13 protein-coding genes are annotated in these 26285 nt (G+C 68.5%); all 13 read right to left on the bottom strand.

The window, feature by feature from the left end:
- Window positions 1-45: 45 nt before the first annotated feature.
- Entirely contained in the window at window positions 46-855 is an 810-nt protein-coding gene (locus tag AB4Y79_RS20450; protein WP_441865836.1) for an inositol monophosphatase family protein, read from the bottom strand.
- Window positions 852-3191, bottom strand: coding sequence for an NAD-dependent DNA ligase LigA (ligA, locus tag AB4Y79_RS20445; RefSeq protein ID WP_441865833.1), 2340 nt, complete (start codon window positions 3189-3191; stop codon window positions 852-854). Before ligA ends, AB4Y79_RS20450 begins: the two co-directional genes overlap by 4 nt.
- A gap of 79 nt (window positions 3192-3270) precedes the next feature.
- A complete protein-coding gene (locus tag AB4Y79_RS20440) occupies window positions 3271-3894 on the bottom strand; it encodes a hypothetical protein (protein WP_441865830.1) in 624 nt (207 codons plus the stop codon).
- Window positions 3895-4016: 122 nt separating this feature from the next.
- The gene (locus tag AB4Y79_RS20435; RefSeq protein WP_441865828.1) at window positions 4017-8462 is read right to left on the bottom strand and encodes an FtsK/SpoIIIE domain-containing protein; all 4446 of its coding nucleotides are present in this window, start codon (window positions 8460-8462) and stop codon (window positions 4017-4019) included.
- Complete coding sequence (locus AB4Y79_RS20430; protein WP_441865825.1) at window positions 8459-9163, bottom strand: hypothetical protein; 705 nt, start codon at window positions 9161-9163, stop codon at window positions 8459-8461. Before AB4Y79_RS20430 ends, AB4Y79_RS20435 begins: the two co-directional genes overlap by 4 nt.
- An 88-nt stretch (window positions 9164-9251) precedes the next feature.
- Window positions 9252-11009 (bottom strand): protein kinase domain-containing protein, encoded by a 1758-nt coding sequence (locus tag AB4Y79_RS20425; RefSeq protein WP_441865822.1) that lies wholly within the window; start codon window positions 11007-11009, stop codon window positions 9252-9254.
- Entirely contained in the window at window positions 11006-13093 is a 2088-nt protein-coding gene (locus AB4Y79_RS20420) for an FHA domain-containing protein (RefSeq protein ID WP_441865819.1), read from the bottom strand. Before AB4Y79_RS20420 ends, AB4Y79_RS20425 begins: the two co-directional genes overlap by 4 nt.
- Window positions 13080-14015: a PP2C family protein-serine/threonine phosphatase gene (locus tag AB4Y79_RS20415; protein WP_441865816.1), complete on the bottom strand. Its 936-nt coding sequence runs from the start codon at window positions 14013-14015 to the stop codon at window positions 13080-13082. The genes AB4Y79_RS20420 and AB4Y79_RS20415 overlap by 14 nt, the downstream gene beginning before the upstream one ends.
- The gene (locus AB4Y79_RS20410; RefSeq protein WP_441865813.1) at window positions 14012-15742 is read right to left on the bottom strand and encodes an RDD family protein; all 1731 of its coding nucleotides are present in this window, start codon (window positions 15740-15742) and stop codon (window positions 14012-14014) included. Before AB4Y79_RS20410 ends, AB4Y79_RS20415 begins: the two co-directional genes overlap by 4 nt.
- Window positions 15739-18381, bottom strand: coding sequence for a transglutaminase-like domain-containing protein (locus AB4Y79_RS20405; protein ID WP_441865810.1), 2643 nt, complete (start codon window positions 18379-18381; stop codon window positions 15739-15741). Before AB4Y79_RS20405 ends, AB4Y79_RS20410 begins: the two co-directional genes overlap by 4 nt.
- Window positions 18378-19721, bottom strand: a complete 1344-nt coding sequence (locus tag AB4Y79_RS20400) for a DUF58 domain-containing protein (protein ID WP_441865808.1) — start codon at window positions 19719-19721, stop codon at window positions 18378-18380. Before AB4Y79_RS20400 ends, AB4Y79_RS20405 begins: the two co-directional genes overlap by 4 nt.
- Before the next feature lie 74 nt (window positions 19722-19795).
- On the bottom strand, window positions 19796-20767 hold the full coding sequence (locus tag AB4Y79_RS20395; protein WP_308931559.1) for an AAA family ATPase: 972 nt from the start codon (window positions 20765-20767) through the stop codon (window positions 19796-19798).
- 78 nt (window positions 20768-20845) lie between these two features.
- Window positions 20846-26285 (bottom strand): Ig-like domain-containing protein (locus AB4Y79_RS20390; RefSeq protein WP_441865804.1); only part of this gene is annotated, 5440 nt, incomplete at its 5' end.

Raw genomic sequence — 26285 nt, 5'->3', positions numbered from 1 at the left:
GTCCCCCAAACCTGCCCAAGCGGGAACGTTCCGCGGGGGTCCTGCTCAGAGCGGAAACTTCCCGGACAGTTCCAGGCTGGCGGCGCAGGTCCAGGCGTCCAGGCGCTCGTCGTCGGAAGGACCGCCGTCGAGCGGGCTGGTCAGCCGGGGCCTGCGCACCCAGCAGCCTGCTTCTTCGGCGATCAGGGCGCCGGCCGAGAAGTCGTGCTCGTTCAGGCCGCGTTCGCCGTAGGCGTCGTGGGTTCCGTCCGCCACCATGCACAGGTCAAGGGCAGCGGAACCGAGCCGCCGGACGTCGGCGAAGCCGTCCATCAGCGTGGCGAACGCGGCCGCCTGCTCGGAGCGGACGGCAGGCTCGTAGCTGAAACCGGTGGCGAGGATCTGCCCGGTACGGCCGGAGACCGGCCCTTCCAGCCGGGTGACGTTCCCCCGCTCCTCCAGCCACGCACCCTGGCCGCGGGCGGCGTAGTACACCCGTCCCAGGGCCGGGGCGTTGACGACGCCGGCCTGCCAGACGCCGTCGGCATCGGCGACTGCCACAGAGGTGGCGTAGTAGACGATGTTGCGGATGAAGTTGGTGGTGCCGTCAAGGGGGTCGATGGACCAGCGGTAACCGGTGGGGTTGGCGGGGCGGGTGGTTCCCTGTTCCTCCCCGGTGACGACGTCGCCAGGGCGGGTGGCCACGATGACGGCCCGCACCGCGTCCTCGGCGGCGACATCGAAGGCAGTGACCCAGTCCCCGGCGGCGCCCTTGTTGCTGGGGTCCAGTGCGTTGCCATCACGGCCGGAGAGTACCTGTGCACCAGCCGCGGCGGCCTGCCGGGCCACGTCCAGCAGTTCAGAAGTGGACATCATGCGCTTTCCTCCGCGGTGGTGTCATCGAGTGTAATTTGGCCGGCACTGTCTTGTTCCGCGGCGCCTTGGTCCGCGGCGTCGCCGTCCGCCGTGTTCCCGTCCGCTGCGGCGTCGCCCAGGGCTGCCGGGCCGCCGTCGAGCAACTGCCGGAAACCGTCCTCATCCAGCACCCGGACGCCCAGCTGTTCCGCCTTGTCCAGCTTGCTCCCGGCGCTTTCGCCCGCCACCACGTAACTGGTGTTCTTGGAAACAGAGCCCGCGGCCTTGCCGCCGCGCAGCAGGATGGCTTCCTTGGCTTCGTCGCGGCTGAAGTTCGGCAGGGAGCCCGTGACAACCACGGTGAGCCCTTCGAGGGTGCGCGGCATGGACTCGTCGCGTTCGTCCTCCATGCGCACCCCTGCGGCGGCCCAGCGTTCAACGATCTCCACGTGCCAATCCTCTGCGAACCATTCCTTGAGCGCCGCGGCGATGGTGGGGCCTACGCCATCCACGTGGGCGAGCTCCTCTTCGCTGGCGGCCCGGATGCGGTCCATGGTGCCGAAGGCCTGGGCCAGGGCCCGTGATGCCCGCGGGCCGACATGCCGGATGGACAGCGCCACCAGGACCCGCCACAGGGGCTGGGCCTTGGCCTTTTCCAGTTCAGTGAAGAGTTTCCGGGTGTTGGCCGTGGGCGCAGAGGGCGACTTGGCCGTGCCCTTGCTGTAGAAGTACGGCACCAGTTCGAACTCCCCGGTGGGGACGCCCTTGGACTTCTTCTCCCGGCGGATCCGCACGCCGGCCAGGTCCTCCGGGGTGAGCTCGAACAGCCGCGCTTCGGACGTCAGCGGCGGCACCTCCGGTTCGGCCGGCTGGGTCAGTGCGATGGCTGCTTCCCAGCCCAGAGCCTCAATGTCGAATGCCCCCCTCCCAGCCACATGGAACACCCGCTCGCGGAGCTGGGACGGGCAGGACTTGGAATTGGGGCAGCGGACGTCCACGTCCCCCTCTTTGGCGGGGGCCAGCGGGGTCCCGCAGGAGGGGCAGTCGACGGGCATCACGAAGTCCCGGACCGGCGGGTCCTGCTGGTCGCGCAGGGCCAGGACCGGGCCGACGATTTCGGGGATGACGTCCCCTGCCTTCCGCAGGATTACGATGTCGCCGATCTTGACGCCCTTGGCTTTGACCACGTCCTGGTTGTGCAGGGTGGCCATCTCCACGGTGGAGCCTGCCACCTTGACCGGCTCCATCACGCCGAAGGGTGTCACCCGGCCCGTCCGGCCCACGTTGACCTGGATATCCAGCAGCTTGGTGTGCACTTCTTCCGGCGGGTATTTGTAGGCCACGGCCCAGCGGGGAACGCGGGTGGTGTAGCCCAGGGCCCGCTGGGTGGCGAAGTCGTCCACCTTGATGACGATGCCGTCGATTTCGTGGAGCAGCTTGTGGCGCTGGTCCCCGTACCGCTGGATGAAGCCCAGGACGTCGTCGCGGGCCGCCAGCACCTCGAAGTAGGGGCTGACGGGCAGGCCCCATTCCTTGAGCTGCTGGTAGGTTTCCGACTGGCTGCGGGCGTCAAGCCCTTCGCGGGCGCCGATGCCGTGCACGAACATCTTCAAGGGCCGCTTGGCGGTTTCCGCAGGATCCTTCTGCCGCAGCGAACCCGCCGCCGCGTTGCGCGGGTTCGCCAGCGGGGCCTTGCCGGCCTCGATCAGGGCTTCGTTGAATTCGGCGAACGCTTTGGACGGAATGAAGACCTCGCCGCGGATTTCCATCTCGGCGGGAAAGCCGCTGCCGTGCAGTTCCTGCGGGATTTCCTTGATGGTGAGCAGGTTGTGGGTGATGTCCTCGCCGGTGGTCCCGTCGCCGCGGGTGGCCGCGCGGACCAGCTTGCCGTCCCGGTACAGGAGGTTGACGGCGAGGCCGTCGATCTTGAGTTCGGTAAGCCACGCGGCCTTGGTTCCCCCGTCACCGATCTTCCCGATGCTTGCCTCCGCCCGGTTGAGCCACGCTTCGAGTTCCTCCAGCGAGAAGACGTCTTCCAGGCTGTACATCCTCTGCAGGTGCTCCACCGGGGCGAACGCGGCGGAAACTTCACCGCCCACCTCCTGGGTTGGCGAGTCGTTGGCCACCAGTTCCGGATGCAGGGCCTCGATCTCTTCCAGGCGGCGGAAGAGGGTGTCGAACTCGGCGTCCGACACCAGGGGCGCATCCTCCTGGTAGTAGGCGAACCGGTACTTCCGCACCAGGTCCGCGAGGTTCTCGTATTCCTCGCGGAGGGCTTCGGTGGGGATGGCCTCGGGCTCGTGTGGGGCCGCGGTCCGGGTGGCGGTCTGTTCTGCGGGTCCTGGTCCTGTACTCACAGACCTATCTTGCCCTACCCCTCCGACGATTTCCTTGGCAGGACGGCACGGGACGAACCACGGCCGCCCGGAGGCGGCGTCAGTGCGACCGAAGCCGGTTGCGGTTCCACCAGGCGAACGCGCCGGCCGCTATGGCCAACAGCACCGTTCCAAGCGCAATAGGCAGGAGTGCCGGTCCGCCAGGCTCCTCTCCGCCGGCAGGGGAAACGGCAGCCAATTGGGTTGGCGCGGCGGACCGGGTGACCGGGCTGTTCCAGTCCTGCCCGCTGGACGGGCCGGTGGGCGGCCGATAACCGGCCTCGGCTGATGGGGCTGCGGTTGCCGCGCCGTCGGGGGCTGCCTCCGCGTCTGCGGATTGGGCCGAGGCGTCGGCCGGTGGCGGGGTGCCGGCCGGGGGTTCGGCAGGCTGTGGCGGCTGGACTGGCGCGTCCCCGGCGGGAGGCGCCGGGGACGCGGGCGGCGATACCGGGTCCTTGGATTTACGCGGCCGCCCCGTTTGGCCGGTGTCCGGGCTGCTGGCAAGGACGGGCAGGCAGAGCATCCCGCAGTCTGGGGTCGTCTGGGTCCCTGACGCCTGGGTGGGCGACGGCTGCGGGGTGGCGGCGAGCGCCGGGCCGGCCGGAAAGATGCCGAAGGCCAGGGCCAGGACAGCTGCTGTTGCCGTCGTCGAAACAGTGCGGAGAACCGGTGCGGACGGGGCCATTGCTACCTTTCGCTGCGCGCAGTCCCCCCACCGCGGCTTTCTGGTGTCCCCGGTAGTCTTCTACAACGCCCTGCGGGGCCGCAAATCCGCGGCTGTGGCGGCCCCGCTATTGTCCGGGCTGTTCAGTCCCGGTTTTCAGGCGGCAGCGCCACCTGGATTTTCCGTGCTTTGCCGCGTCCCACCACGTAGCCACGGCCGGGAATGAAGTCGGGGCTGACCCGGCCCAGGGAAGTGTTGAGCAGGCTGTCGCCCTCGATGTCCCCCGGGTTGAGCAGCAATCCCCGCCGGCCGGATTTGAAGGGCTGGGCAAGCTGCCAGGCCGAGGACCAGGTGGAGGACTCGGACTCGCCGATCACCCACTGGTCTGCCTTGAGGGACGCCGTGACCAGCTGCGCGATTCCGGATTCCGCGATGGTGTCGGTGAACTCGGTGAGGCCCTCGATGAAGATCGCCACCGATCCCGGGTTGCCGGTGGAGTGCTCCACCAGGTCCTCCACCACCTCGGCGAGGTCGTCCGGGCCCACCACGGACCGGTTCCAGATGGGCAGCGAGGCGACGGCGGACCGGCGGGAACCGATGTAGATCAGCTCGGTGGCGGGGTTGGACCGGCGCAGCGAGTATGCCAGGGTGACCAGCGCCACGGTACGCCCGGCGCCGGGCGGGCCTGCCAGCAGCAGCGGGCCGCGGGCCATGACCTCGGCCGGCTGCAACGACTCGTCGTCCACGCCGATGACGGGCAGGTCAGGGCTGCCGGCGGGCAGCACGTCCAGGTCCACCTGGTCCGGGAGCCGTTCGATCCCGGGGGCGGTGTCCAGGCCCTGGCGCTGCATGGCTTCGCTGAGTTTGTGGACTTCGCGGGCCTGCAGGGCCAGGTTCGAGTTGCCGCCAAGGACCGCCAGCTGGACTTCGAGTCCGTCGAGGAGCCCGCGGCCCGGAGGGGAATTGGCGGTGAGCACGTCCCTGGGGACGTCCATGGAGATGTAGTCGTCCTCGTTGGAGAGCCGCAGGACCAGGCGGCGCTGGATGGAGGCCAGCAGTGAGGCGGGCACGGCGTTGGGCCGGTCCCCCGTCACCACGAGGTGGATGCCCAGCGTGCGGCCGTCGGTGGCCAGCTGGAGGAAAATGTCCCAGAGCCCGGAGAGTTTGCTGTGCTCGTAGGCCTCGCGGAAGGCGGACATGCCGTCCACCAGCACGAAGATCCGTTTCTCGTGCGGCCGGTTCGCGAGCTTCCGGTATTCAACGATGGTGGACGCCCGCACCTCGGCGAACTGCGCGGAACGCAGCTCGGCGATGTCCCGCAGGAGCCGCAGCAGGCGCCCCACGCGTTCGACGTCGTCGCCGTTGATGATCTCGCCGACATGTGGCAGTTCCTCAAGCATCCGCAACCCCGACGAGCCGCAGTCGATGCCGTAGACGTGCACCGGTCCCCCGCGCGGGGTCACAGCTGCGGCAATCGCGATGCCCCGCAGTGCGGCCGACTTGCCCGAGCCGCCCGTGCCGTAAATGGCCATGTTGCCATCCCGGTCCGGTTCGTAGAACACGGTGGGCTGGTCCTGGTGGACGGGGTCGTCCGCGACGCCCAGCAGCAGCTGTTCGTCCGTGCGGGGGTTGGGCAGCTTGGAGAAGTCGTAGGTCTTTGCCAACTCATCCAGCCACGGCTTGCGCGGCGGCCGGATGTCCAGTGTGTCCGCCGCGTGCACGATGGTAGAGGTCATCCGCGCGATGTCGTTGGGGCCGGCCGGCTCCGGCGCAGCAGGCTTGTCGGGCGCGGGCGCTTCCCAGCTGGGACCGGACCCGAAGGCCATCTCCACGATGTCGATCTGCGGCCGCTGCGGCTTGTCGGTGGTCCAACCGCCGGCGTAGCCGGTCTGGAACCCCTGGATCCTGCCCGGTCCTGTCTTGGCTGCACCGCGGCCGGGGATGGCGGGGTCGAAGTAGGCTGCGTCCGGGACACCGAGGATGTCAGTGGCGTCTTCCTCGTCGGCCATCCGCAGGGCCACGCGAAGGTTGGTGTTGGCGCGGAGGTTGTCCTTGATGACGCCGGCCGGCCGCTGGGTGGCCAGGATGAGGTGCAGGCCCAGTGAGCGGCCACGGGCGGCCACGTCCACCACCCCGTCCACAAACTCGGGAACATCGTTTGCCAGGGCGGCGAACTCGTCCACGATGATGACCAGGTAGGGCGGGGCATCCGGATCAGCCTCGCGGTGCAGTGCCAGCAGGTCCTTTGCTTTCTTCCGGTTCAGCAGCTGCTCACGGTAATGCAACTCGGCGCGCAGGGATGTCAGGGCCCGGCGCACCAGGTGCGGGGAAAGGTCCGTGACCAGGCCCACCGTATGTGGCAGGTTGATGCAGTCCGCGAATGCGGCGCCGCCCTTGTAGTCCACAAACAGGAAACTGACCCGGTCCGGGCTGTAGGCCGCGGCCATGCCCATCACCCAGGACTGCAGGAACTCGGACTTGCCTGCACCGGTGGTGCCGCCCACCAGGGCATGCGGGCCCTCATTCTTCAGGTCCAGGTAGAGCGGTTCGATACCTTTGGAGCCCACCAGGGCCCGGAGGGTGCCGTTGTCCTTGCGGTTTGCCACGGCGGTGGCGTGCACGGAGTTGTTTTCCGTCCAGCGCTCGGCCACCGCCTGCGGGTTGTCCAGGAAGTCCTTGCCGATCAGGGTCGCATAGGACACGGCCCGCGGCAGGTCGGAGTCGTCGTTCACCGGCTTGCCCACATCCACCACTGGCGCCAGCATCCGGGCGAGCTGGGCCGCCAGCCCGGCGTCCACGCTCTCGCAGCTGACGGGGTAGGTATGGCGGCCCAGGCGCACCTGTCCGGTGGTGGTGCCGTGGTCGCCGTCCACCACCATGAAGTCGCGGCAGGCAGCGGGGAGTGCCTGGATGTCGGTGGCCACCCACAGGACGTGGACGCCGGAATCCGGTCCCTGCTCGGCCAGCCGGGTCAGGCGGCCGCGGTCAACCGGCGCGTCATCCTCCACGATGACCAGCACGGCGGGCAGGACGGGCTCTTCCAGCTCGTGCTTGGCGGGGTCGATGCCGGGGCGCAGCTCCGGGCCTGTGCGTTTGGCCGCGGCTTCGCGGGCGTCCACCAGGTCCTCAAGCCGGGCCAGCAGGGAGGAGCCGCCGGCGGAGCCGGCCGCGAGGTGGTCCCCGCCCAGCGGGCTGTGGCCCGAACCGACATGCGGCAGCCACTGCAGCCAGTCCCAGCGTTGCCGCGACTGGGCGGACGTGATGGCGGTCAGGACAACCTCGGCCGGCGAGTGCAGGCCCACCAGTTGGAGCACCATGCCGCGGGCAACGTCGTCCACCAGCCCGCGGGCACCGGCGATGCCCAGGGCACCGGAGGTCCGCAGCCGGGAGACTACGGGCACGCCTTCGATCTCGCTGAATTGCTTGATGCAGTCCTGGATTTCGCGGCTGTACTGGACTTCGGTGTCATTGCTGGAGGGTTCCTCCAACGGGACGCGGGACGGTGCGGTGCCCAGGCCGAAGCGGAGGCCCAGGAACGAGGAATGCTCCGGGCGGTGGGTCCACAGCAGCGGGCCCAGCTTGTAGATGGCGTCCACGGTGTCGCTGACCGACGGCGCTTCCTGCAGCCGGACGGCCCGTTCCACTTGCTGCAGTTCAGTCAGGTCCTGCCGGAACGCCGCCATGGACGCCCGGAACTGCTTGAGCTGTTCCTTCTGCTGCTTCCTGGTCCGCATCTTCTGGTCCACGTAATGGCCCACAATGAACAAGGGCATCATCAGCATGAACACCATGGAGAGCACGTTCTGGGTGACCGCGAAGATCACCGCGCCCATCATCAGTGGCGCCACCAGCATGATGTAGGGGAAGGGATGGTCTTCGGGGCGCTTGGGGCCTGCCGGCAGGACGCGTGTGGGCACCTCGAACCGGGGCACCACCCGCGGGGAACGGTTGAAGTCCACCAGAGGCGACGTCGGCGCTGCCGCATGGTTGTGGCCCAGCGGAACCACGGTGACAGTGGTGTCCCCCAGGGTCACCGTGTCGGAGGAGTTCAGGGTTGCGCGCGTGACGGGAAGCCCGTCCATCAGAAGGCCGTTGGCGGAGTTCGTGTCAACGATCTCGATGCCGTCGGCCACGGTGATCCGGGCGTGCCGCTTGGAAGTGAGCGGGTCCGTCAGGCGGATATCGACGTCCCGGTCCCTGCCGATGTAGCTGGTGCCGGTGGGCAGCGAAAATTCGCGGCCGACGTCGGGCCCTGACAATACGCGCAAGGTGGCGGCGGCCGGTCCGCGGTTGGCGCCCGGCTCGTGGAACTGCTCGCTGACCTGGGCCAGCGATACCACCGAACCGGGGCGCAGGCCCGATTCGAGCAGGTTGTCCTGGCGGGCCAGGACATTTCCGGTGATGCCGGCGCCGACGAAGGCTTCGTCGATGCGCAGCGAGAGGTTCTCCGGCGGGGGCGTTCCCTTGCGGTCCGGGTCCGCCGCCCACAGCACCGTGGCGATGTCGGCCACAGTGGCAAGGCCGTCCACCGTGACGGCGAGGTCCTTGGCGTCGGCGGGCTCGCGGCGGAGTGTCAGGCGGATCCTCATCCTTCGTCCACGCCCCTCATCTTTTCCAGCAGGTACAGGTCATCAGGTGTCACCAGGTGGGTGGTGACGGCGTGCTCCACCAACCGGGCGCGGCGGTTGGTGGCCAGTTTGCCGCCGCCCCCGCGCAGCCCCACAACACCCACCCGGTCCAGCTTGTCGCAGACGTTGTCCAGTTTCCGGTTGAAGCGGGTCAGCGCCCAGCCGAGCGTCCTGGCGGCTGCGGCCGAGGACGGAATGGTACTGAAGCCGGTGCCTTCGCGCCGGAGAACCGGCTCGGCGAGCGCCACGATGAGTGCCTTCTGGGCGTCGGTGAAGACCACCGGTCCGATCGTGGTGTCGCCGCCACTGCTGTCTTCACGGGCTTCCCGCCGGAAGGACGGGGTCTTCAGGTGCACCGCGAACTCGTACGTGGTGGGCCCGGCGGTAAAAATAATGTTGGTGTGGCTGAATACCAGCGGGATCCGTGCGCCCGGGGAAAGCCAGGCCTGCATGCCGCCGGAGGCGTCGGCCACCGTGGCGGACAGCATGCTGCCCACGTTGCTGAGCCACCAGATGCCGTCGTAGCGGGCAACCTGCAGGAACTGCCGGTGCAAGTACGGGTTGTCGTCCACTTCAAGGTCGCCTTCGCGGCCGATGTTGAAGATGTCCTCGTCGGATGGCTCGTACCATTCGCCACAGAAATCTATTGCGAGATCCCCCATGATCTGTGCCTCCTCAGGGCAGAAGTGTTGCGGTAACCGTCAAAGCTGGTGGTGCGGAGCTGCCGGCCCGTTGGAACGGGCGGGCCGCTCATTGGCCGGTGCAGGCGATGGAGCCCTCCTCCATGGGTGAAAATGCGCCGTCAGTGCGCACGATCATCACCTGGATGCAGGTCTGTCCGCCGGGATTGGGCCGGATCCGGACCGGCGGGTTCGCCACCGACGTGAATTCCGCGCTGTTGCCGCCGATGGTGTACACCTTCCACTTGTAGGTGTCCCCGTCCTTGGGCTGCGGGTTGGTCCACGTGAAGCTGGCTTCACCGTCGGCGCCGATGGTGCCCTTGAGCCCTTCGACGTCGGGAACGGTGCCGTTGTCCAGGGCGTCCGCGGGAGGTTTGCTGACCTGTTGGGTTTCCACAGTTTTGGGGGTGCCGGTGGCCGAATTGGCCACGACGATGCCCACCGCTGCCGCAAGCGCCAGGAGGGTTCCGCCGGCGATTGCGAGCCAGAGGTTGCGTTTGCCGTGGTCGGCCTCCGCAGCCGCCGGCGGTTCGTCCGCCTTCACGGACCGCTGGACCGTTGCGTCAGCGGTGTATGCCGTGTCCTCCCCGCTGCCCGCCGGGCCGGTGACCGGCGCGCCATAGTGTGGTGCCCCGGCACTGCCCCGCAGCACGGTGGACTGCGCCCACTCCCCCTGCCGGGCGGCGTCGGCCGTTTCCGGTGCGGCGGGGCCGGCTGGAAGGTGGGGTACGGCCGGGGCCGGCTGCCACTGCCCCGGCGTGGCGGGAGTGAAGTGCGACGGCGGGACGGCACCTCCCCTTGGACCGGTTGCGTCGGTGCCGCCGCCGGGCTGGTTGGGGCGGGTGCGCGCCGGGAACGTTGGTGCGCTGCCGGTCCGTTCGGGATCGATGGCGGCGATGCTGCGGACGCGGGTTTCCTCGGTCCCGTCGTCCGGGTGGCTCTCGTCCTGCTGCGGTTCCTCCAGCACTTCGAAGGGGGTGACGGAGAGGTTGAGTTCGGCCTGGATGCGCTGCAATGCCAGGGCGAAGGCGTGCGCGGAACTGTAGCGGGACTGCGCGGACTTGGCCATGGCCGTGGACAGCGCCAGTTCCAGGGATTCCGGCACGTCCGCCCGTCCCAGCCGCGGCAGGGCCATGTTGCTGATCCTGTTGATCAGTTCGCGCTGCGAGTTGTCGGCCCCGGGCATCACGAAGGGCGAGCGGCCGGCCAGCAGGGTGTACAAGGTGGCACCGAGGGCCCACACGTCCACCATGACGCCGTCAACGCTCCCGTCGCGGAACTGCTCGGGCGGGGACCACGGAATGGACATCCCCGAGTCGTCGTCCGTGTCGCCTGCCAGGGTGCCGGAAATGCCGAAGTCGGTCAGGGCCGGGCGGTTGTAGTCCGTCACCAGGATGTTGGCGGGCTTGATGTCGCGGTGCGCGATGCCGGCGCGGTGCGCGGTTTCGACGGCGGACGCCACCTGGATGCCGACGGCCAGGACCTCATCGACGCTGAAGCGCTGCCGCCGGTAGCGCACGTCCAGGCTGGGCCGGGAGCAGTACTCCATGGCCAGGTAGGAATGCCCGTCGTCGGTCACTTCCGCTTCGAAAATGGTGACGATGTAGGGGTGCGAGGACAGCTGGGCCATCAGGTTGGCCTCGGACTCGAAGCGCCGGCGGGCACCCTCGGTCTTCAAGTCGGAGAGCAGCACCTTCACGGCGACTTTCCGGCGCGGCCTGTCCTGCTCGTACAGGTAGACGTCGGAAAACCCGCCCGAGCCGAGCAGGCTGATGTAATTGAACCCCGCGATCCGGGGCGGCGGCGCTACGGGCCGTTTGGAACTCAAGGAATCTCCTCAAAACGCAGTGAGATGTTGTCGCCAAGCTCCGCGATGTCGCCATCGAGCAGGATGGCCATCTCGTTCTGGGCCAGGCGGCGCGGCGGCTGGCCTTCACGCACCAGGACAGTGCCGTTGGTGGCCTTGAGGTCGCAGAGCATGACGTGCCAGCCCTCAAGCCGGACCTCCACGTGGGACCTGGAGATGTCACCGCCCGGGCTCGCCACCTGCACCAGCCGCGGCATCACACCGCCCTGGACGCGCGATACCGACGGCTGCCGCCCAATAACCATCGACTGGTCGAGGTCCAACAGGTCGCCGGTGGACAGGCGCACCCGTCCCAGCCTGGGGCGCGCCACCTGGACGGCGTCCGGCAGCAGGGTGCCCCCGCAGGCACTGCACAGGGCGCGGGTGGGCGGGTTGGCATGGCCTTGCGGACAAACCCGGGCCAGCACCATCGGTCCACCGGCCGTGTCCTGGCCGGTGGCCGGAGCCGCCGGATGCGGAGCCATGCCGGGGAGGCTGCTCTTCATGACGGTCTGGCCGTCATGGTCGGGATCGAAGCCGGCGGCAGGTGCCTGGTCCGGAGTTCCTGCCGCAGGTGGCCGGCCTGCTGGGAAGCCGGGTGCGGTGCCGGCGTTCGCAGATCCTCCGTTCGCTGCCCCATCGGGGCCTGCCGGTGGGGCGAAGGCAGGCGGCGTCCCCACGGATGGGCTGGACGGGGCCGACGACGGAACGGACGCCGCTCCTCCGGTGCGCCACGGTACGGAATCGATGAGGACGCCGGTGGGAGCGGGGGCGGGAGCCTGAGCTTCCGGGCCGGTATCCGGGGTGGGGCTGGGGGATGAGTCCGTGCCAGCGGAAACTACCGCCGCGGTTCCTGGCGCCGTGTCGGGCCCGGAGGACTGCCCGGCCGGGGAGGGGTCTTCGGCTGCGCCCAGGGCGGGGAGCTGTTCGGCCGCCGTCAGCGCAGGCTGCGGGTTGACGGCCACGAGGCCGGAGTTGGCGTCCGGATCCTCACGGACTGCCGCGTCCTCGATGTTCCGCATCACGGTCCGGTCCCACAAATGGTCGTAGGACGTAGTCATTTCCACCGCAGGGGCCGCGTCAGCCGATTCGGATGCCCCGGCGGGCGGCGCATCGTCCTCCGGCTGAACCGCGTCCCCCGTGCCGGCATTGACCGCCGGGTCAGCGGCGAAGATGGCGCCGGGGGCGATCGTGGCGTCGAGGTCGGCCGCCTCCCCGACAGCTGCCGGGTTGGGGCCGTCTTCCACCTGCAGCCCCTCCTGGTCCTCGTCAAGCACTCCCAGCACCGTCTCGGCAGAGGCACCATGCTCGGGAAGGAGGGTGATGCCGGGCAGGTCCTCCTGCTCCTCAGGGTCGGGACTGGTGAAGCGGTCTGCCGTGCCGGCGCCCCCGCCCGTGCCGGGGGCATCCCCCGCAACCACGCTTTCGACGACGACCGGACTTTCGGGCGCAACTACGTTTTCCACGACGACGGGGTTTTCGACCGCAACCACGTTTTCCACGACAACCGGGGTTTTCGTCCCGCCCGCGGCTTCTGCGTCGGCAGGAGCTTCTGCTGCATCCGGGTTTTCCATGGCGGCGGCCCGTTCCGGGGCCGCGGGGGCGGTAACCGCTGCGGGGCCGGACGGGACGCCGAGCGTCAATGCCTGCAGCAACACCACCCCTTCGCCGAACGGCAGCTCGGGCTGGTCCCCGGGGCCGCCGTCAGCGATGTCCAGCCGGCACATCCCGGGGACGGCAAACCGGCGCTCGTTCCAGGTGGTGACGTCCCGGCCGTCCAGCTCCACGGCTCCGCCGGGCTGCTCCACGCGGAGGTCGAAGTTGCCGCGCAGGAAGACCCGCAACGGTCCGTTGAAGTCCAGGATGCCGAAGGAGGGTATGCGCGCCAGCGACCCGCCCGAGCTGCTGGTCACGGCGGCGAGGACCTCGTGCGGTTCGGGCCGGCCGGCCAGGAGTTCCCAGAGGGCACCGGCGAGTTCGGCGGGTGACTCGGGGCCGAGGAGGACGGCCGTACCGGACCGGACAACGCCAAGCCAGGTGCCGGGGATGTAGCTAGCGCAGGTCATCGTCGCGCTCCCCTTCGCCGTCCGCGCCGGCCTCCGCCTGTTCGGGCAGGGGCTGCGTCACGGCTCCGTTGGCCAGCGGACGCGGCAGCGTCTCCTCGTCCCCGTCCCCCGGCCTGAATCGTGGCGCGGTGGTGCCGGCGCCGTCGTCGTTCGCTACGTTCCTGGCGTCCACCACGATGGCCGTGACGTTGTCCCTGCCCCCACTGCGCAGGGCGGCCTGGATCAGGGCGTCCACCGCGTCCTGTGGCTGGGCCACGGTACTGAGGATGCGGAGGATGTCCTCGTCCGCCAGCTCCCCGGTCAGCCCGTCGGAGCAGACCAGGACCCTGTCTCCCTCCTCGACCGGCAGGAGCCAGTAGTCAGCCTCCGTCTCGTCCCCGGTGCCCAGGGCCCGGGTGACAACGTGCCGGCGGGGATGCACGGCGGCTTCCTGGGCGGTGATTTCGCCCGCGTCCACGAGCTCCTGGACCTCTGAGTGGTCCACGCTGATCTGCTCGAAGCGGCCCTGGCTGAGGCGGTAGGTGCGTGAGTCGCCGATGTTCAGCACCAGCCAGTACGGCATGCCCATCTGTTCCACCACCACGGCGCCCGTGAGGGTGGTGCCGGCGCGGGCACCGGCGGCCTCACGGATCGAGTTGTCCGCCCGCACCAGGTACTGCTGGAGGACCGCCGCCGTGATGCTCCGCTCCCCCGTGGCGAGCTGCGGGATACCAGCCAGGGCCCGCACGCACAGGCCGCTGGCTATCTCGCCGGCCTCGTGGCCGCCCATGCCGTCGGCCACGGCGAAGACGGGATCCGCGGCGATGTAGGAATCCTCGTTCAGCTCCCTGCGGAGTCCCCTGTCCGTCCCATAGCCGTAGGTGAGGCTGAGGCCCGGCCCCGGCTGGATGGTGGAGGAAACACTGGCGGGGTGCTGGTTCATGCCTGTCCTAGGTAAAAGGTACGGTCTCCAAAATGCACGCTGGAGCCCGGGGTAACAAATGTTGGGACGCCCGGCGCCAACGGGGTGCGCAGGCCGTCGGGGGTGGTCACGGCGCTGCCGTTGGTCGACTGCCGGTCAGTCACCCAGATCCCTGCACCATCGGTGAGCAGGTGCAGGTGGGTCTTTGAGATGGAGCGTCCGGGATCGTCCACGGCCAGAAGCTGGGCATGCTGTTCCCCAGGCTGGCCCACGGGGTTGCGGCCCACCAGGACGCTGCGGTCCAGCTGGAAGTCGCGGCCGTCGTCCAAGCGGATCCGCAGGACGGCCATGGGGGCCGGGCCGCCGGTATCCGGGCGCACCTGGGTACGTTCGACGTCGTCGTCAGCGTGCGGCCCGGGCAACCGGTGGCCTGCGGTGGAAGCTGGCGCCCCCGGCGCGAACCCTTGGCTGCCACCCACCGGCTGCGCGGCGTGCGGCGGGGCGGGCTGCGCGTCCTGGGACGCTGCGGGATACGCGGCGGCCTGCGCGGGCGGCGGCGCGAAGGAGGCAGGGCTTGTGTAGGGCATAGTCTGCGACGGCATGGTGGCTGAGGGCGCCGGAGTCTGGGGTGGAGCGAATTGGGCTGCCGCCGCTTGGTTTGGGGCCGCCTGCGCCTGCGGCGGAGCGGTCCGGGGCAGCGGAGTCTGGGCAGCCGGTGGCTGCGGCGCGGGCAGCTGGGCGGCAGCCGCGTGGGCCGTCGCGGCCCCGGCCACCGGGGACAGCACCTGCTGGACGGGCGGAAGGTCCAGGGGCGCGAAACTGTAGGGGCCCTGGATGCCACCGGTGGCGATGGGGTCGCGGCCTGCCTTGACGTCGAACATGAGGGTCTTGGCGGCGGTGTCGTTCCAGGCCCGCAACCCGCCGTTCTTGTCCCACTGGCTGGAAACCACCACCAGCACCGCCCACACGGCACCCAGCAGGAGCAGCGGGCCGAGGATGAACAGGGCGGCGTCAAACCACTTGAAAACCACCACCAGGACAGCAGCCAGCAGGGCCAGCAGGATGCCTGCGCCGGTGATCACTCCCCGCAGGAAGACGGCGCCGGCCCCGGGCGCGTAGCCGTCCTGGTCCGCACTGCGGATGCCCATCAGCAGGTTGCCGGGGGTCTTGCCGGTACGGGCTTCCAGGCCGAGCACCACAAAGAGGTAGGCAAGGGTCAGGCCGAGGCCGATGCCGCCGAACAGCACCAGGGACGAGGTGTCGTAGACGATGAAGCCGCCGCTTCGGGTCCGGGTGATCCCGGCGAAGCCGATGGCGAACGTCACCACCAGCACTGCCACGCCGGGCAGCCAGTCGATGACGGCAGCGCCCAACCGCTTGCCCGCCGCAGCCGGAACAAGCTCAAGGTTAACTGCCATTCCCGTTCCTCCCCCTGGAGCGGCCCCCACCCTGGTGGAACCGCCGGCACTGACCGGATCGGTGCCCGCAGGTGCGGTACCCGGATATGCGATGCCCGCCGGCTGGGCTGCCGCAGGCCTTTCTACTACCGGGATAGTACCGGGAATCCCCGGCGCGTGCGCGGCGCCCGCGGTCCGGGCCCCGGCCTGGTCGCCGTGCGCGCCGGGGGTCTGGGTGCGGATGCGGCGGGCCGCCCGGTTGGGCAGTGGCGAACCGCAGGCAGCGCAGAAGGTGGCACCCGCGCGGATGGTTTGCTGGCAGCGCGGGCAGCGGTCGGCGTCTGAAGTCACTGCTGGCTTGGTCCTTGCTGGTTGGTTCCAGGACCGCCGGGGCCGTGCTGGCTTGGTCCTTGCTGGTTGGTTCCCGGTTGGCCGGCACCCGGCTGACCGGGTCCTTGCTCGCTTGGGCCTTGCGGTTCGCTTGCCGGTGTGCCGGGCGTTCCAGTGCCGCCCGGGACACGACGGCGGCGGCCGCCGAACACGGACGCCGGCGCCGGCAGTCCCTGCCGGAGGCGGCGCAGCGAAAGCCCGCTGCCCGAGTTCATCGCACTCCGAGCGTCGCTGAGCAGCGAGCGTGGCGAGAACCGCGCCTGTTGCCGGCGCCAGAACCCCACGGTGGCGGTCATCTCCTTGAGCGAGCCATCAACGATGGTCCAGTACTCCTTGACCTCCTCTTCCGTGGGTTGGCCGGCGCCGAAGATGGAGGCATCGGCCCGGCGGGCAAGGAGCGTCGTGGTTCCCTGGCTGGCAGGGAACGCCTCGGCCAGCGCTGCGGCGCTTTCCCGGCGCGTCGAGCGGGCGTCGACGGCGGCGCCCATGTCCGTTGCCAGGCTCACCACCTCGCTCCACCCTCCGCCGACGCGCTGGGCCGGATGGCCGTCGCGGAAACGCTGCTTCCGCCGTCGCGTCTTCAACAAGGCGATCAGCAACAACGGCAAGGCAATGATCACCACGGGGATGGCAACGACGCCCAGCGCACCCAGCAGGGCGCCCCAGAACAACCACGGATTGTTCTTCTTCTGGTCAGCGTCCAGCGCGTCCGGAGAAGAGTCGGGCGGCAGGTCCGCGGGCTCCTGTGGCGGGGGCGGCGGCTGCAGCACCTGGGGTTTGGGCTTGGACTTGCTTTCCGGGTCCGGTGGGATGGGGATGTTGTCCTTGGGCGGGGTGGGGTCGAAGCTGACCCAACCCACGCGCTCGAACGCAACCTCCACCCAGGCGTGGACGTCCTTACCGGTGATCTTCACTTCGCCGGCACCGTTTTCGGGGCTGGTCGGCTCAGGATAGAACCCCATCACCACCCGGGACGGGATGCCCAGGTGCCGGAGCATCAGGGACATGGCCACGGCGTACTGTTCATCGTCGCCGAGCATCTGCTTGGCAGTGAGCAGGTTCCGGATCCGGGCCGCGCCGTGGCCGGAGACGCTGGGCAACTGCCCTTCGCTGACCAGGCCGTTGCTGAAGGCACCCGTCTTCTGGAAATGCGCCTCGATCTGGCGGACCCGGTCGATCGCCGTGGGGGCATCCGCGGAGAGGTCGTTGGCCTGGGAGCCCACGACGGGCGGCACTTCCAGGGGATCGGGCAGGGAGACTTTCGCGAAGTCGTACTGCGTCAGCTGGCCGTGCTCAAGTTTGACGGGATCCGAAACCTGGACGCTGTACGAATCGCCGCGGGTGAGGCCGTTGGTGGTGACGGCGGTGTCCGTGCCGGGGTTGAAGTAGAGGCCGGCGGCCGCGGCGGAGCCGGACTGGTCAAAGCTGATGCCGGTGGTCTTGCGGCCGCCGGGGACGAAGAATCCCTGGTAGTCCTCGATGTTGATGCTGATCGAGTAGTCGTTGGTGGGCACCACCCCGGCAGCGTCGGCAAGGGTGTTGATGGACTTGGCATCGCCCACCTTGCTGAAGTTGCCGGAGCCGTTGGGGTCCATGTTGTAGTTGGTGCCGTTGAAGGCGTCCAGCGCACCCAGCCGTACCCGGCCGTCCCGCGGCAGCCCCTTGACGACGAAGAGGGTGTCGTCCTTCTTGTCCTTGACGTAGGTGCGGAAACTCGCCAGCGGCGTGACGTAGTCCTTGGGGTCGAACGGCGGGACCACCACGTTGCGGAGGACCTTCCGGTCCTCACCGGCGTTGACCAGGGGTGCGGCCACGGCGGTGACGCCCACGCTGAGGGCGATCACGCCTGCCGCCATCCCCAGGCGCCGGATCCGGGCGCGCCGGGCGGTGCCGCTGTCGGTCTGCGGGGAGTTGACGGCCACCCGCCGGCTGTTGTCCCGCCGCAGGATGTCCCGGCGGAAGGTGGCCCAGGCAATGCCGAGGACTGTCAGGCCGATTCCGCGTTCCAGGGTCAGGAACGCGGCGTTGGTGCTGAACGCGATGCCGGTAACGAACAGGACCAGGACAGGCAGCAGGGGCAGGTAGGGGCTCCGCGCGCGCCAGGTCAGGAGCGCGGCCACCAGTGCCGTGATGAGCGAGCTGAGGAAGGGCACGATGAGCACGCCGCCGGCAGTTCCCACCGGCACGCCGACGGTGAGCATGTCCTTCCAGGCGAAGACGACGCCCAGGAGCAGGGTCCGCAACGAATCCAGGGAGGGAACGAAGCCGGCGATGGCCGCGTCCGGCACCGCCAGCCAGGTCCCGAAGACCAGGTAGGCCGCCAAGGCCAGGGCCGTGGTGATCAGCAGGCCAAGTCGCAGGTGCGCGTTGGCGGCACCGATGCCCAAGCCAAGGATGATGCCGCCGAATCCTGACAACAGGTAGTACGGGTCGCCGCCGAAGCTCAAACCGAACCCGAGCAGGCCCAGCCCCAGCAGGACAACCAGGGCCCCGGCGTCGAGCAGGAAGTGCCAAGGCTGGCCGTGTGCGAAGGCGGACTCCGGGCCGGGCGCTTTGCGGCGGGTACGGGTTTGCGGGAACTGGCCCGGTGCGGTGCTCATGCGGCGGCCTTTCTCAGCACGATGGCAAGGTCGGCCAGGTCGCCGAGGGTCAGGACGGTCAGGTCTGCGATGTTGGCCCTGGTGGGGGCTGCGCCGGCTTCCACCCGGACGGCCAGGCTGCGGACTCCCGGTGGGACGGAGGCCGATGCGGAGCGGAGCTGGGTGGCGGTCACGTTGCTTCCCACCACGAAGAACACCACGGAGGCGTTGGGCACGGTGTCCGCCAGGGTCCGGGCAAGGTCGACGGCGGTGCGGCGCATCGGGGTGCCGACGATCCGGGTCATGTCATCAAGCAGGTTGCGGCCCGTTTCGCAGCGCAGCGGCCCCTTCTGGGTGAGGACGTCCAGCTCGCGCTGTTCGCGGATGGCCTGCCGGCCGATGGACCCTGCCACCGAGATGGCCATCTCGAATTCGTTCTCGGAGGCGTATTCGTCCGTGTTGATGGACAGCGAAATGGCCAGGTGGGCGCGGCGGGTTTCCTCGAACTGGCGCACCATCAGCTTGTTGGTCCGGGCGGTGGTCTTCCAGTGGATGTGCCTGCGGTCATCACCGGGTACGTAGTCGCGCAGGGCGTGGAAGGAGACGTCGGCGCTGGACAGGTCCGTGGTCGGCATGCCCTCAAGGTCGCGGATGAAGCCGGCCGCGGAGCCGGCCAGGGCTACGGTCCGCGGATGCACGAAGAGGTCCTCCGGCTCGGTCCAGAGGACCTGGCGGCGCAGGAGATGAAGTGGATCGGCGCGGACGGAGCGGACCGGTCCCACCACGATGACTGCGCGCCGGGCGGTGGGGATGGTGAACAGGTCCTCGTGGACCTGTCCCGGCTTCATCCGGGGCAGGTGGAACACGGCAGTGGTGCTGCCAACCGGCAGTTCCAGGGCGGCGGGAAGCAACGGCCGGGCGGAGGTGTTGGAGACGGCGATGCTTCCGACCGCGCTGTCCCCCACTGCCACGCGGGTCCGGGCAAGGTCCAGGACCACGCCGTAGGAGGACCGGCCGAGGATGAAGGCCACCGCGATCACGAACATGGCGAAGGCTGCGATGGCGGCTGCAGTGGCCTCCTGCCATCCGTACGCCTGGCCGGTGATCCACAACAGGACGGCAGCGGCCAGGACCGACCAGCCCAGGATGCTGACCACGGACAGGACCGGCCACACGTGCTTCAGCCAGGTGCTGCGGACGGCCCGCCAGGCCGGGGTGAGGGCAAGGAGGGCCGTGTTGCTGGCTTCTGACCATACCGCTGCCGGATGCAGGCGGGTGGGGCGGCCATTCCTGTGGAAGAGGAGCTGGATCCGCTCCGCGAGCCGGGTCAACGGGGTGCCGCTGGACGTGCCGTCGGACATGTGGGTGTGCCTTCGTTGTTGCGTTGGAAAGGGATGGGGGCCGGCGTGCAGCGTTTGGCTGGGCGCCGGACCGGTCAGGCGTTGGTGCGCTGCTGAGGGGCGGCGACGTCGGCCAGGATCCTGGTGAGGACGGCCTCCGGGGTGGCGCCGGAGAACTCAGCCTCGGGGTCCATCACGAACCGGTGCGTCCACACCACGGGTGCCAGTTCCTTGATGTCATCCGGCAGGACGAAGTTCCGTCCCTGCGAGGCAGCCCAGACCTTTGCGGCCCGGACCATGGCCAGTGCACCACGCACGGATACGCCGAGCCGGGTTTCCGGGGCGCTCCGGGTCTCCTCGCACAGCCGCGAGATGTACTCCAGCACTGCGGTGTCCACGTGCGCGGTGGCGGCGAGGTCTGCCATGTCCGCCACTGCCTGGGTGGTGATGACGGCGGACAGGTCCTGGGAGCGGTCCTTCAGGTTGTTGCCGCCCAGCAGCCGCACCGTGGAGGCGTGGTCCGGGTACCCGATGGAGGTCTTGATCAGGAACCGGTCCAGCTGCGCCTCGGGGAGGCGGTAGGTACCGGCCTGCTCGATCGGGTTCTGGGTGGCCATGACCATGAACGGCCGGCCCGCGGAGTAGGTGACACCATCCACGGTCACCCGGGATTCTTCCATGACCTCCAGCAGCGCGGACTGGGTCTTGGGCGATGCCCGGTTGATTTCGTCGGCCAGGACGATGTTGTTGAAGATCGGGCCCTTGTGGAACTCGAACTTCTGGGTCTTCTGGTCGTAGATGGTCACACCGGTGACGTCGGAGGGAAGCAGGTCCGGGGTGAACTGGATCCGGTTGTTGGACCCCTGCACGGTGGCGGCGAGTGCCCGGGCCAGTGAAGTTTTGCCCGTTCCGGGTGCGTCCTCGAACAGCACGTGGCCCTCGGCCAGCATGGCAGTGAAGGTCAGCCGGATGACGTGTTCCTTGCCCAGCACCGCCTGCCCCACGTTGGCAACCAGCTTTTCGAACGTACCGGCAAACCACTCGGCCTGCTCCATGGTCATGGTCATGAAATGTGCTTCCTTCTGATGGGTCGAATTGTCCTTGTGGGCCCGGAAGACCCGGGCCCACAAGGCGTGATGCGGTTGCTAGCGGTTCGGCATGCCGTTTGGTGGGTTGCAGCCCACGTTGGAGGTGTCGCAGCGGAGCCAGTTGCCCGAGGCCATACCGGAGTTCAGGTGGTACCAGATACCGCTGGGGTTGTTGGAGGTCTTGTACCAAACCTGGTAGCGGTCGGACGTGGACGGGGCACCGGCATCGAGCCAGATACCACCACCGGTGCACTGGGACGGGTTGCCGGGGACGTAGCTGTCTGTTCCCTTGCGCGGCTCCGTGCAGCTGCGCACCGGGCTGGCCGTGACGTTCCACTCCGTGGGTGGCGGCGGGGTGTTGTCAGGGCCAGAAGTGGATGTGGTGGGTCCACCGATGGCACCGTCCACCACGGTCACGGCCTTTACCCTCAGTCGGTGGCTCTGATTCCATCCGCCGGCGTCACGGTCATAGCGATTGGCCTTATTCACGTTGATCCAGCCGCCACCGTCGTAGCTGACTTCGTAGTGATCGAGAGCCCTGCCGTTCGTCGCCGGATCATTCCAGGTCCAATGCACCTGGCCATCACCCTTCGCCGAGGTGCCGCCGTTGACGTTCGGCGCGTTGGCCGGCCCATACGGGTTGCCTGTGCCGATGGCTTTGGCGTCGCCGGACATGGTGTTCTTGGTGGACGTCGCGATGATGGTCACCGTGATGTCCCTGCCGTTGGTCATCCCGCTGATGGTTCCGCCACCGGCCGCGATCGCACCGCTCTTGCCGTCAGCGTTGTACGAGTAGGCGATCTCGCTCGCTGTGGACCCGTTCCGCTGCGCCTCTGACAGGGGGGCGAAGGTCACCTTGAGCTGCCCGCTGGTTCCGGTTTCCGCAACGGTTCCGCTGCTGACCTGGCCTGGCTTGCCTGCTGCCCGGATGGGGGCGGACTGGGCGCTCGTGCCGCTGGTTCCGGCCTTGTTGGTGGCCGACACCGTGAAGGTGTAGTTCGTTTCCGAGTTGTCCACGGTGACGTTCTGCGACGTGCCGGATACCTGCTGGCTGGCCACCGCCGCACCGCCACGGAGTGTGGTCAGGGTGTAGGAAGAAACGGCGTCACCATTGTTGTTGGGCGCGGACCAGACCACCCGCAGCTGGCTCTGCGAGCCCACCGGCGTTGCCTGCGACACGCTTGGCGCAGTGGGCGTCGCGGGGACCCCAGCGGGCACCTCCGCGGCCGAATACGGGCTCCATTCGGACGGTTCCTTGGCGTCGTTGCGCGCCAAGACCCGGACCTTGTAGGAAACCCCGTTCTGCAGCCCCTTCCAGACGTAGCTGACCGACGTGAGGTTCTGGATCTGCGCGTTCTGGCCGGCCGGCGCCGGCGAGATTTCCAGGTCATAGGACTTCACCGGTGACCCCTTGCTGGCCGGCTGCGTCCAGTTGACGGTCAACTGCTTGTCGCCGAACTTCAGCGACGGCGCCATGGGAGTGTCGGGCTTCACGTCCGGCCGGACATCGGCCGAAGCCGGCGAACGGTCGGACTCACCGAACTCATTCGTGGCCGTGACCTGGAAGTGGTACGTGGTGTTGTTGGTCAGGCCGTTGAGCGTGCAGGTGTTGGCCGGGCAGTCCTGGCGGAACCCGCCCTCGCCATACACCGTGTACTTGGTGATGGGCGAGCCCCGGTCCGCCGGGGCGGTCCAGTTCAGCAGTGCGGTGCGGTCCCCCACGCTCTGTGCCTGCGGCGTGGTGGGTGCTGCCGGTTTGTCCTTGACGGTGAGCCGGATGCGCGCCGTGGCGTGCCGGGACGCGTCACCGGTCTTGTCCTCAACCGTGTAGGCCACCACCATGGTTCCGGTGAAGCCAGGCGCCGGCGTGACGGTCACCGAGTCGCCGTTGACGCCCACGTTGCCACTGCCCGTTTCGGTGTTGGCGGCAATGATCTTCAGCGGGGTCTCGGGGAACGGGTTGGCGTCGTTGGCCAGCACGTTGATGCTGACGGGCTTGCCCGCGGCGGCGTTTGCTTCGACGTCGTCGTTGGCCACCGGCTTGGGCCGGTTGGAGGCGGTCACCGAAAGCTGGTACGTGGCCGTTGCCTCGAGCCCCCGCGGGTCCCTGGCCTTGACCTGGACGGCCGCCCTGGTGCCGGTAGCGGTGGAGTCCGCCGCCGAAGCCTTGAGGGTCTTGCCGTCGATGCTCACGTTGAAGCCGCCGGGCGATCCGCCCACCAGTTCATACTTCATCTTCTCGAGGTCGCCCTGGTCCGGATCGGAGGTCAGCTTGCCCAGGTCCGTGCTGGCCGTGTCCCCCTTGGGAACGTCCACGTCCGAGCCGAGCAGCTCGGGCGGGTTGTTCTTGTTGGGGTCCGGAAGCACCTTGGTGCGGATGCTGAGGGTGGACTTCAGGCCAGCAGGATCGTCCGGTCCGGTCCCGTCGGTCACCTCGAACGTGAGGGACCCGGGGCCCACATAGTCGGTTCCTGCGGTGTATTTCAGGCCCGTGCCGTCGCCGATCACGGGGTTGCCGTTGTCGGCGCCGATGAGTTTGATCCGGTCAGCCTGGGTCAGCCGCGGCGACCTGCCCTCGCGGACCTTCACCCATTCGTTGAGGTTCACGTCCACCGACTGGCCTGCCACCACCTCGAGGACCTCATCCTTGGCCAGGGTGGGAACCTGCTGGCCAAGGCCCGGCACCCAGATGACCGCGGTGGACTGCAGTCCGTCCACGTCTTCCACCGTATACGGGATGAGCTGGGGATCCTTGGTCAGGTCCACCAGGACGTTGCCGTTGCCGCCGGGCCGGGCGGTGGTGGCCTCCGTGCTGATCTTCAGGTTCTCCCCCACACCGTCCGGGTCCTCATCGTTCTTGAGGACCGGAACATCGACGGCGGTCTTGCCCATCGCTTGGGCGGACGTCACCCGGTCGTCACGGGCTATGGGCGCCTTGAGGGGCACGTTGTTGTCCACCACCAGCCGGATGGTCGCCTGCGCGGTGGCATCGCGGTCATCGGCGATGGTGTAGCGGACGTTTACGGTCCCGGCCTCGTTCGGTGCCAGCAGGATGATGCGGCCGCTGTTCTTGCTGACGTTCGCCTGGAGAGCGGGATCGGCCTCGATGCCGTCAGTGAGGATACGGATGCGGTCGCCGTCGGGATCGGTGTCGTTGGCGGTGGCGTCGACGGCGATCTGCCGGCCGGGCCGGACCCGGACTTCATCGTCCACGGGGGTGGGCTTCTGGTTCACCTCGCCGCGCGGGGCGATGCCCACCGTCACGGTGCCTGTGTTCACGGCGCCCTGGCGGTCAACCACCTTGTAGCGGAAAGTGTCCGTGCCCGCGCCGTCACCGGCGGCGGTGAAGTCGATGAAGTTGCTGCCCACGGTGGCGGTTCCCATGGCCGGGGTGCTGTCGATACCCGTCAGCTGGACGGAGTCGCCGTCGGGATCGATGCCGTCCAGCGGAACCGGGATGCGCACGGTGCCGGCGGCCACCACCCGGGCGGTGAGGTTCCGCGGCTGGGGCCGGGAGTTCTCGGCACCTTCCAGTGGAAGGATGTGGATGGTGACCGCGGCGGCACTCTTCTGGCCTTGTGGATCCACGGCGTTGTAGATGGCGCGGACCGTCTTGGGCTGGCTGCCCGCGATGAAGCGGAGGGTGTTCTCCGAGACGAAACTCTTGCCATCTGCAGGATCCACGGCCTGCGGCAGGACAGGATCGACGGTCAGTTCCTGCCCTTGCGGGTGCGTGTCGTTGTCAAGGACAGGGATGGTGACGACGTCGTTGACGCGGACGTTCACCTCGTCCGGCTTTGGCTGGGGTGCTTCCAGCACGGCGGGCGCCGGGACGGGCACCACGGAGACACTCCCAGTGGCGGACTTCTTGCCATTGGACATGGTGTATTCGAACAGCAGGGGATCCTTGCTTCCGAGGATGTCGGTGATCCGCAGGACGCTGTGGTTGATCACGCTGACGGACACCGGGGCGTTGTCCGGGATCTTGACTGACTGCAGCACCAGGACGCCGCCGGAAGGGTCGGAGTCGTTGGCCAGCGGGTCCAGCAGGACGCTGCCGCCCGTGGGCATCAAGGCGACGTCATGGACTGCCACGGGATCGCCGCCGTCGTTGCCGGATTCGACGTCGACGCGGATCAAGCCCTGGCTGCTCTGCGGCCCGTTGCTGGCGATATACGTCAGGTAGACCGGCCCAGGGGTGGTGCTGCGGAACGTGAAGGTGCCGCCGTCGGTGACGGGGCCGAGTTCGGCCGGACCGTTGGCCTCCACCTGGGCGAGGCGGAGGGCACCACCGTTCGGGTCGACGTCGTTCTTCAACGGTGAGATCACCAGGTCCTGGCCCACGACGGCGGTGACATGGTCGGCGTTGACCACCGGCGCCAAGGCTCCGGGCGGCTGGACGTTGACCACCACCTTGCCGGTGACGGTGGCGCGGCCGTCCCAGATGGTGACTTCGACGTTCTTCTTGCCGGCTGTCGCACCGGAGTCCTGGAAGGTGAGCAGGCCGTCCCGCCGGACCTTAACCTGGTCCTGGTCGTTGTCTGCCTTGGCGTCGAGCAGGACGAGGTCGTCGCCGTCGGGGTCGATCCAATCCGTCAGGATGTTTTGGCTGACCGTTTTCCCTTGTTCCACCAGCATGGTGGTGTCCTCGCCGCGCTTGAACTTCGGCGGCTTGTTTTCGTCGGGGCCGACAACGCTGAGCGTGACCTGCCCGGTGGCGGACAGCCCGCGGCCGTCGGAGGCGCTGTAGTTGAAGGTCTCCGTGCCGGGTTTGGCATCCGCCGGTACGGTGATTTGGAAGGCAGTGCCGCCATAGATGTTTTCGAGCGTGCCCGACTTCGGCCCTGCATCTCCCACGGATGCGGTCAGGACGTCGCCGTCAGGATCCGAGTCATTGTCCAGCACGCTGAGGATCGTGGTGCGGCCCGGGCGGACGCCGATGGCGTCGGGCTTGGTTTCCGGCGGCCGGTTCGGTTTGGTCCGGTCCGGAAGCACGTTGATGGTGTTGTTGTCCGCCGACTCCTGGTCCTGGTCATCGGACTGGTTCTTGGGCGGGACGACGTCGTCCCAGTTGTTGACCAGCTGCATGTTCTGGTTCACCAGCCACACATTGCCCGAGTTCACATCATTCAAGACCACCAGGTCCCGGTTCACCCGGAACACATACGACGGCGACGCACTCGCCTTCGGCACCGCAACATTCTTATCATCAGCATCATTGGTGCAATCACGAACATACTTATTCGCCCCCGACCACGCCGCATGCACACACCCGCCCAACTGGACCGGCGCAGCAGGCACACCCTCGCCATCAAACGACACCGTCTTCGCCGCCGCCCCATCAAGAGGCTGCTTCAACAACACCTTCCGCGTCGCAACAGCCACAAAATCACTGCCCGGCCCCGCCTGCTGCAACTTCGCATCCCGCGCATTCTCCAACACCAACCGCTTACCACCAGGCAAAAACAGGTTCCCCGCCGCAGCATCCAACACCACC

The organism is Pseudarthrobacter sp. YAF2 (assembly GCF_052113345.1).
In the GTDB taxonomy this organism is placed as follows: Bacteria; Actinomycetota; Actinomycetes; order Actinomycetales; family Micrococcaceae; genus Arthrobacter.
This window is presented reverse-complemented; position numbering and strand designations above follow the sequence as displayed.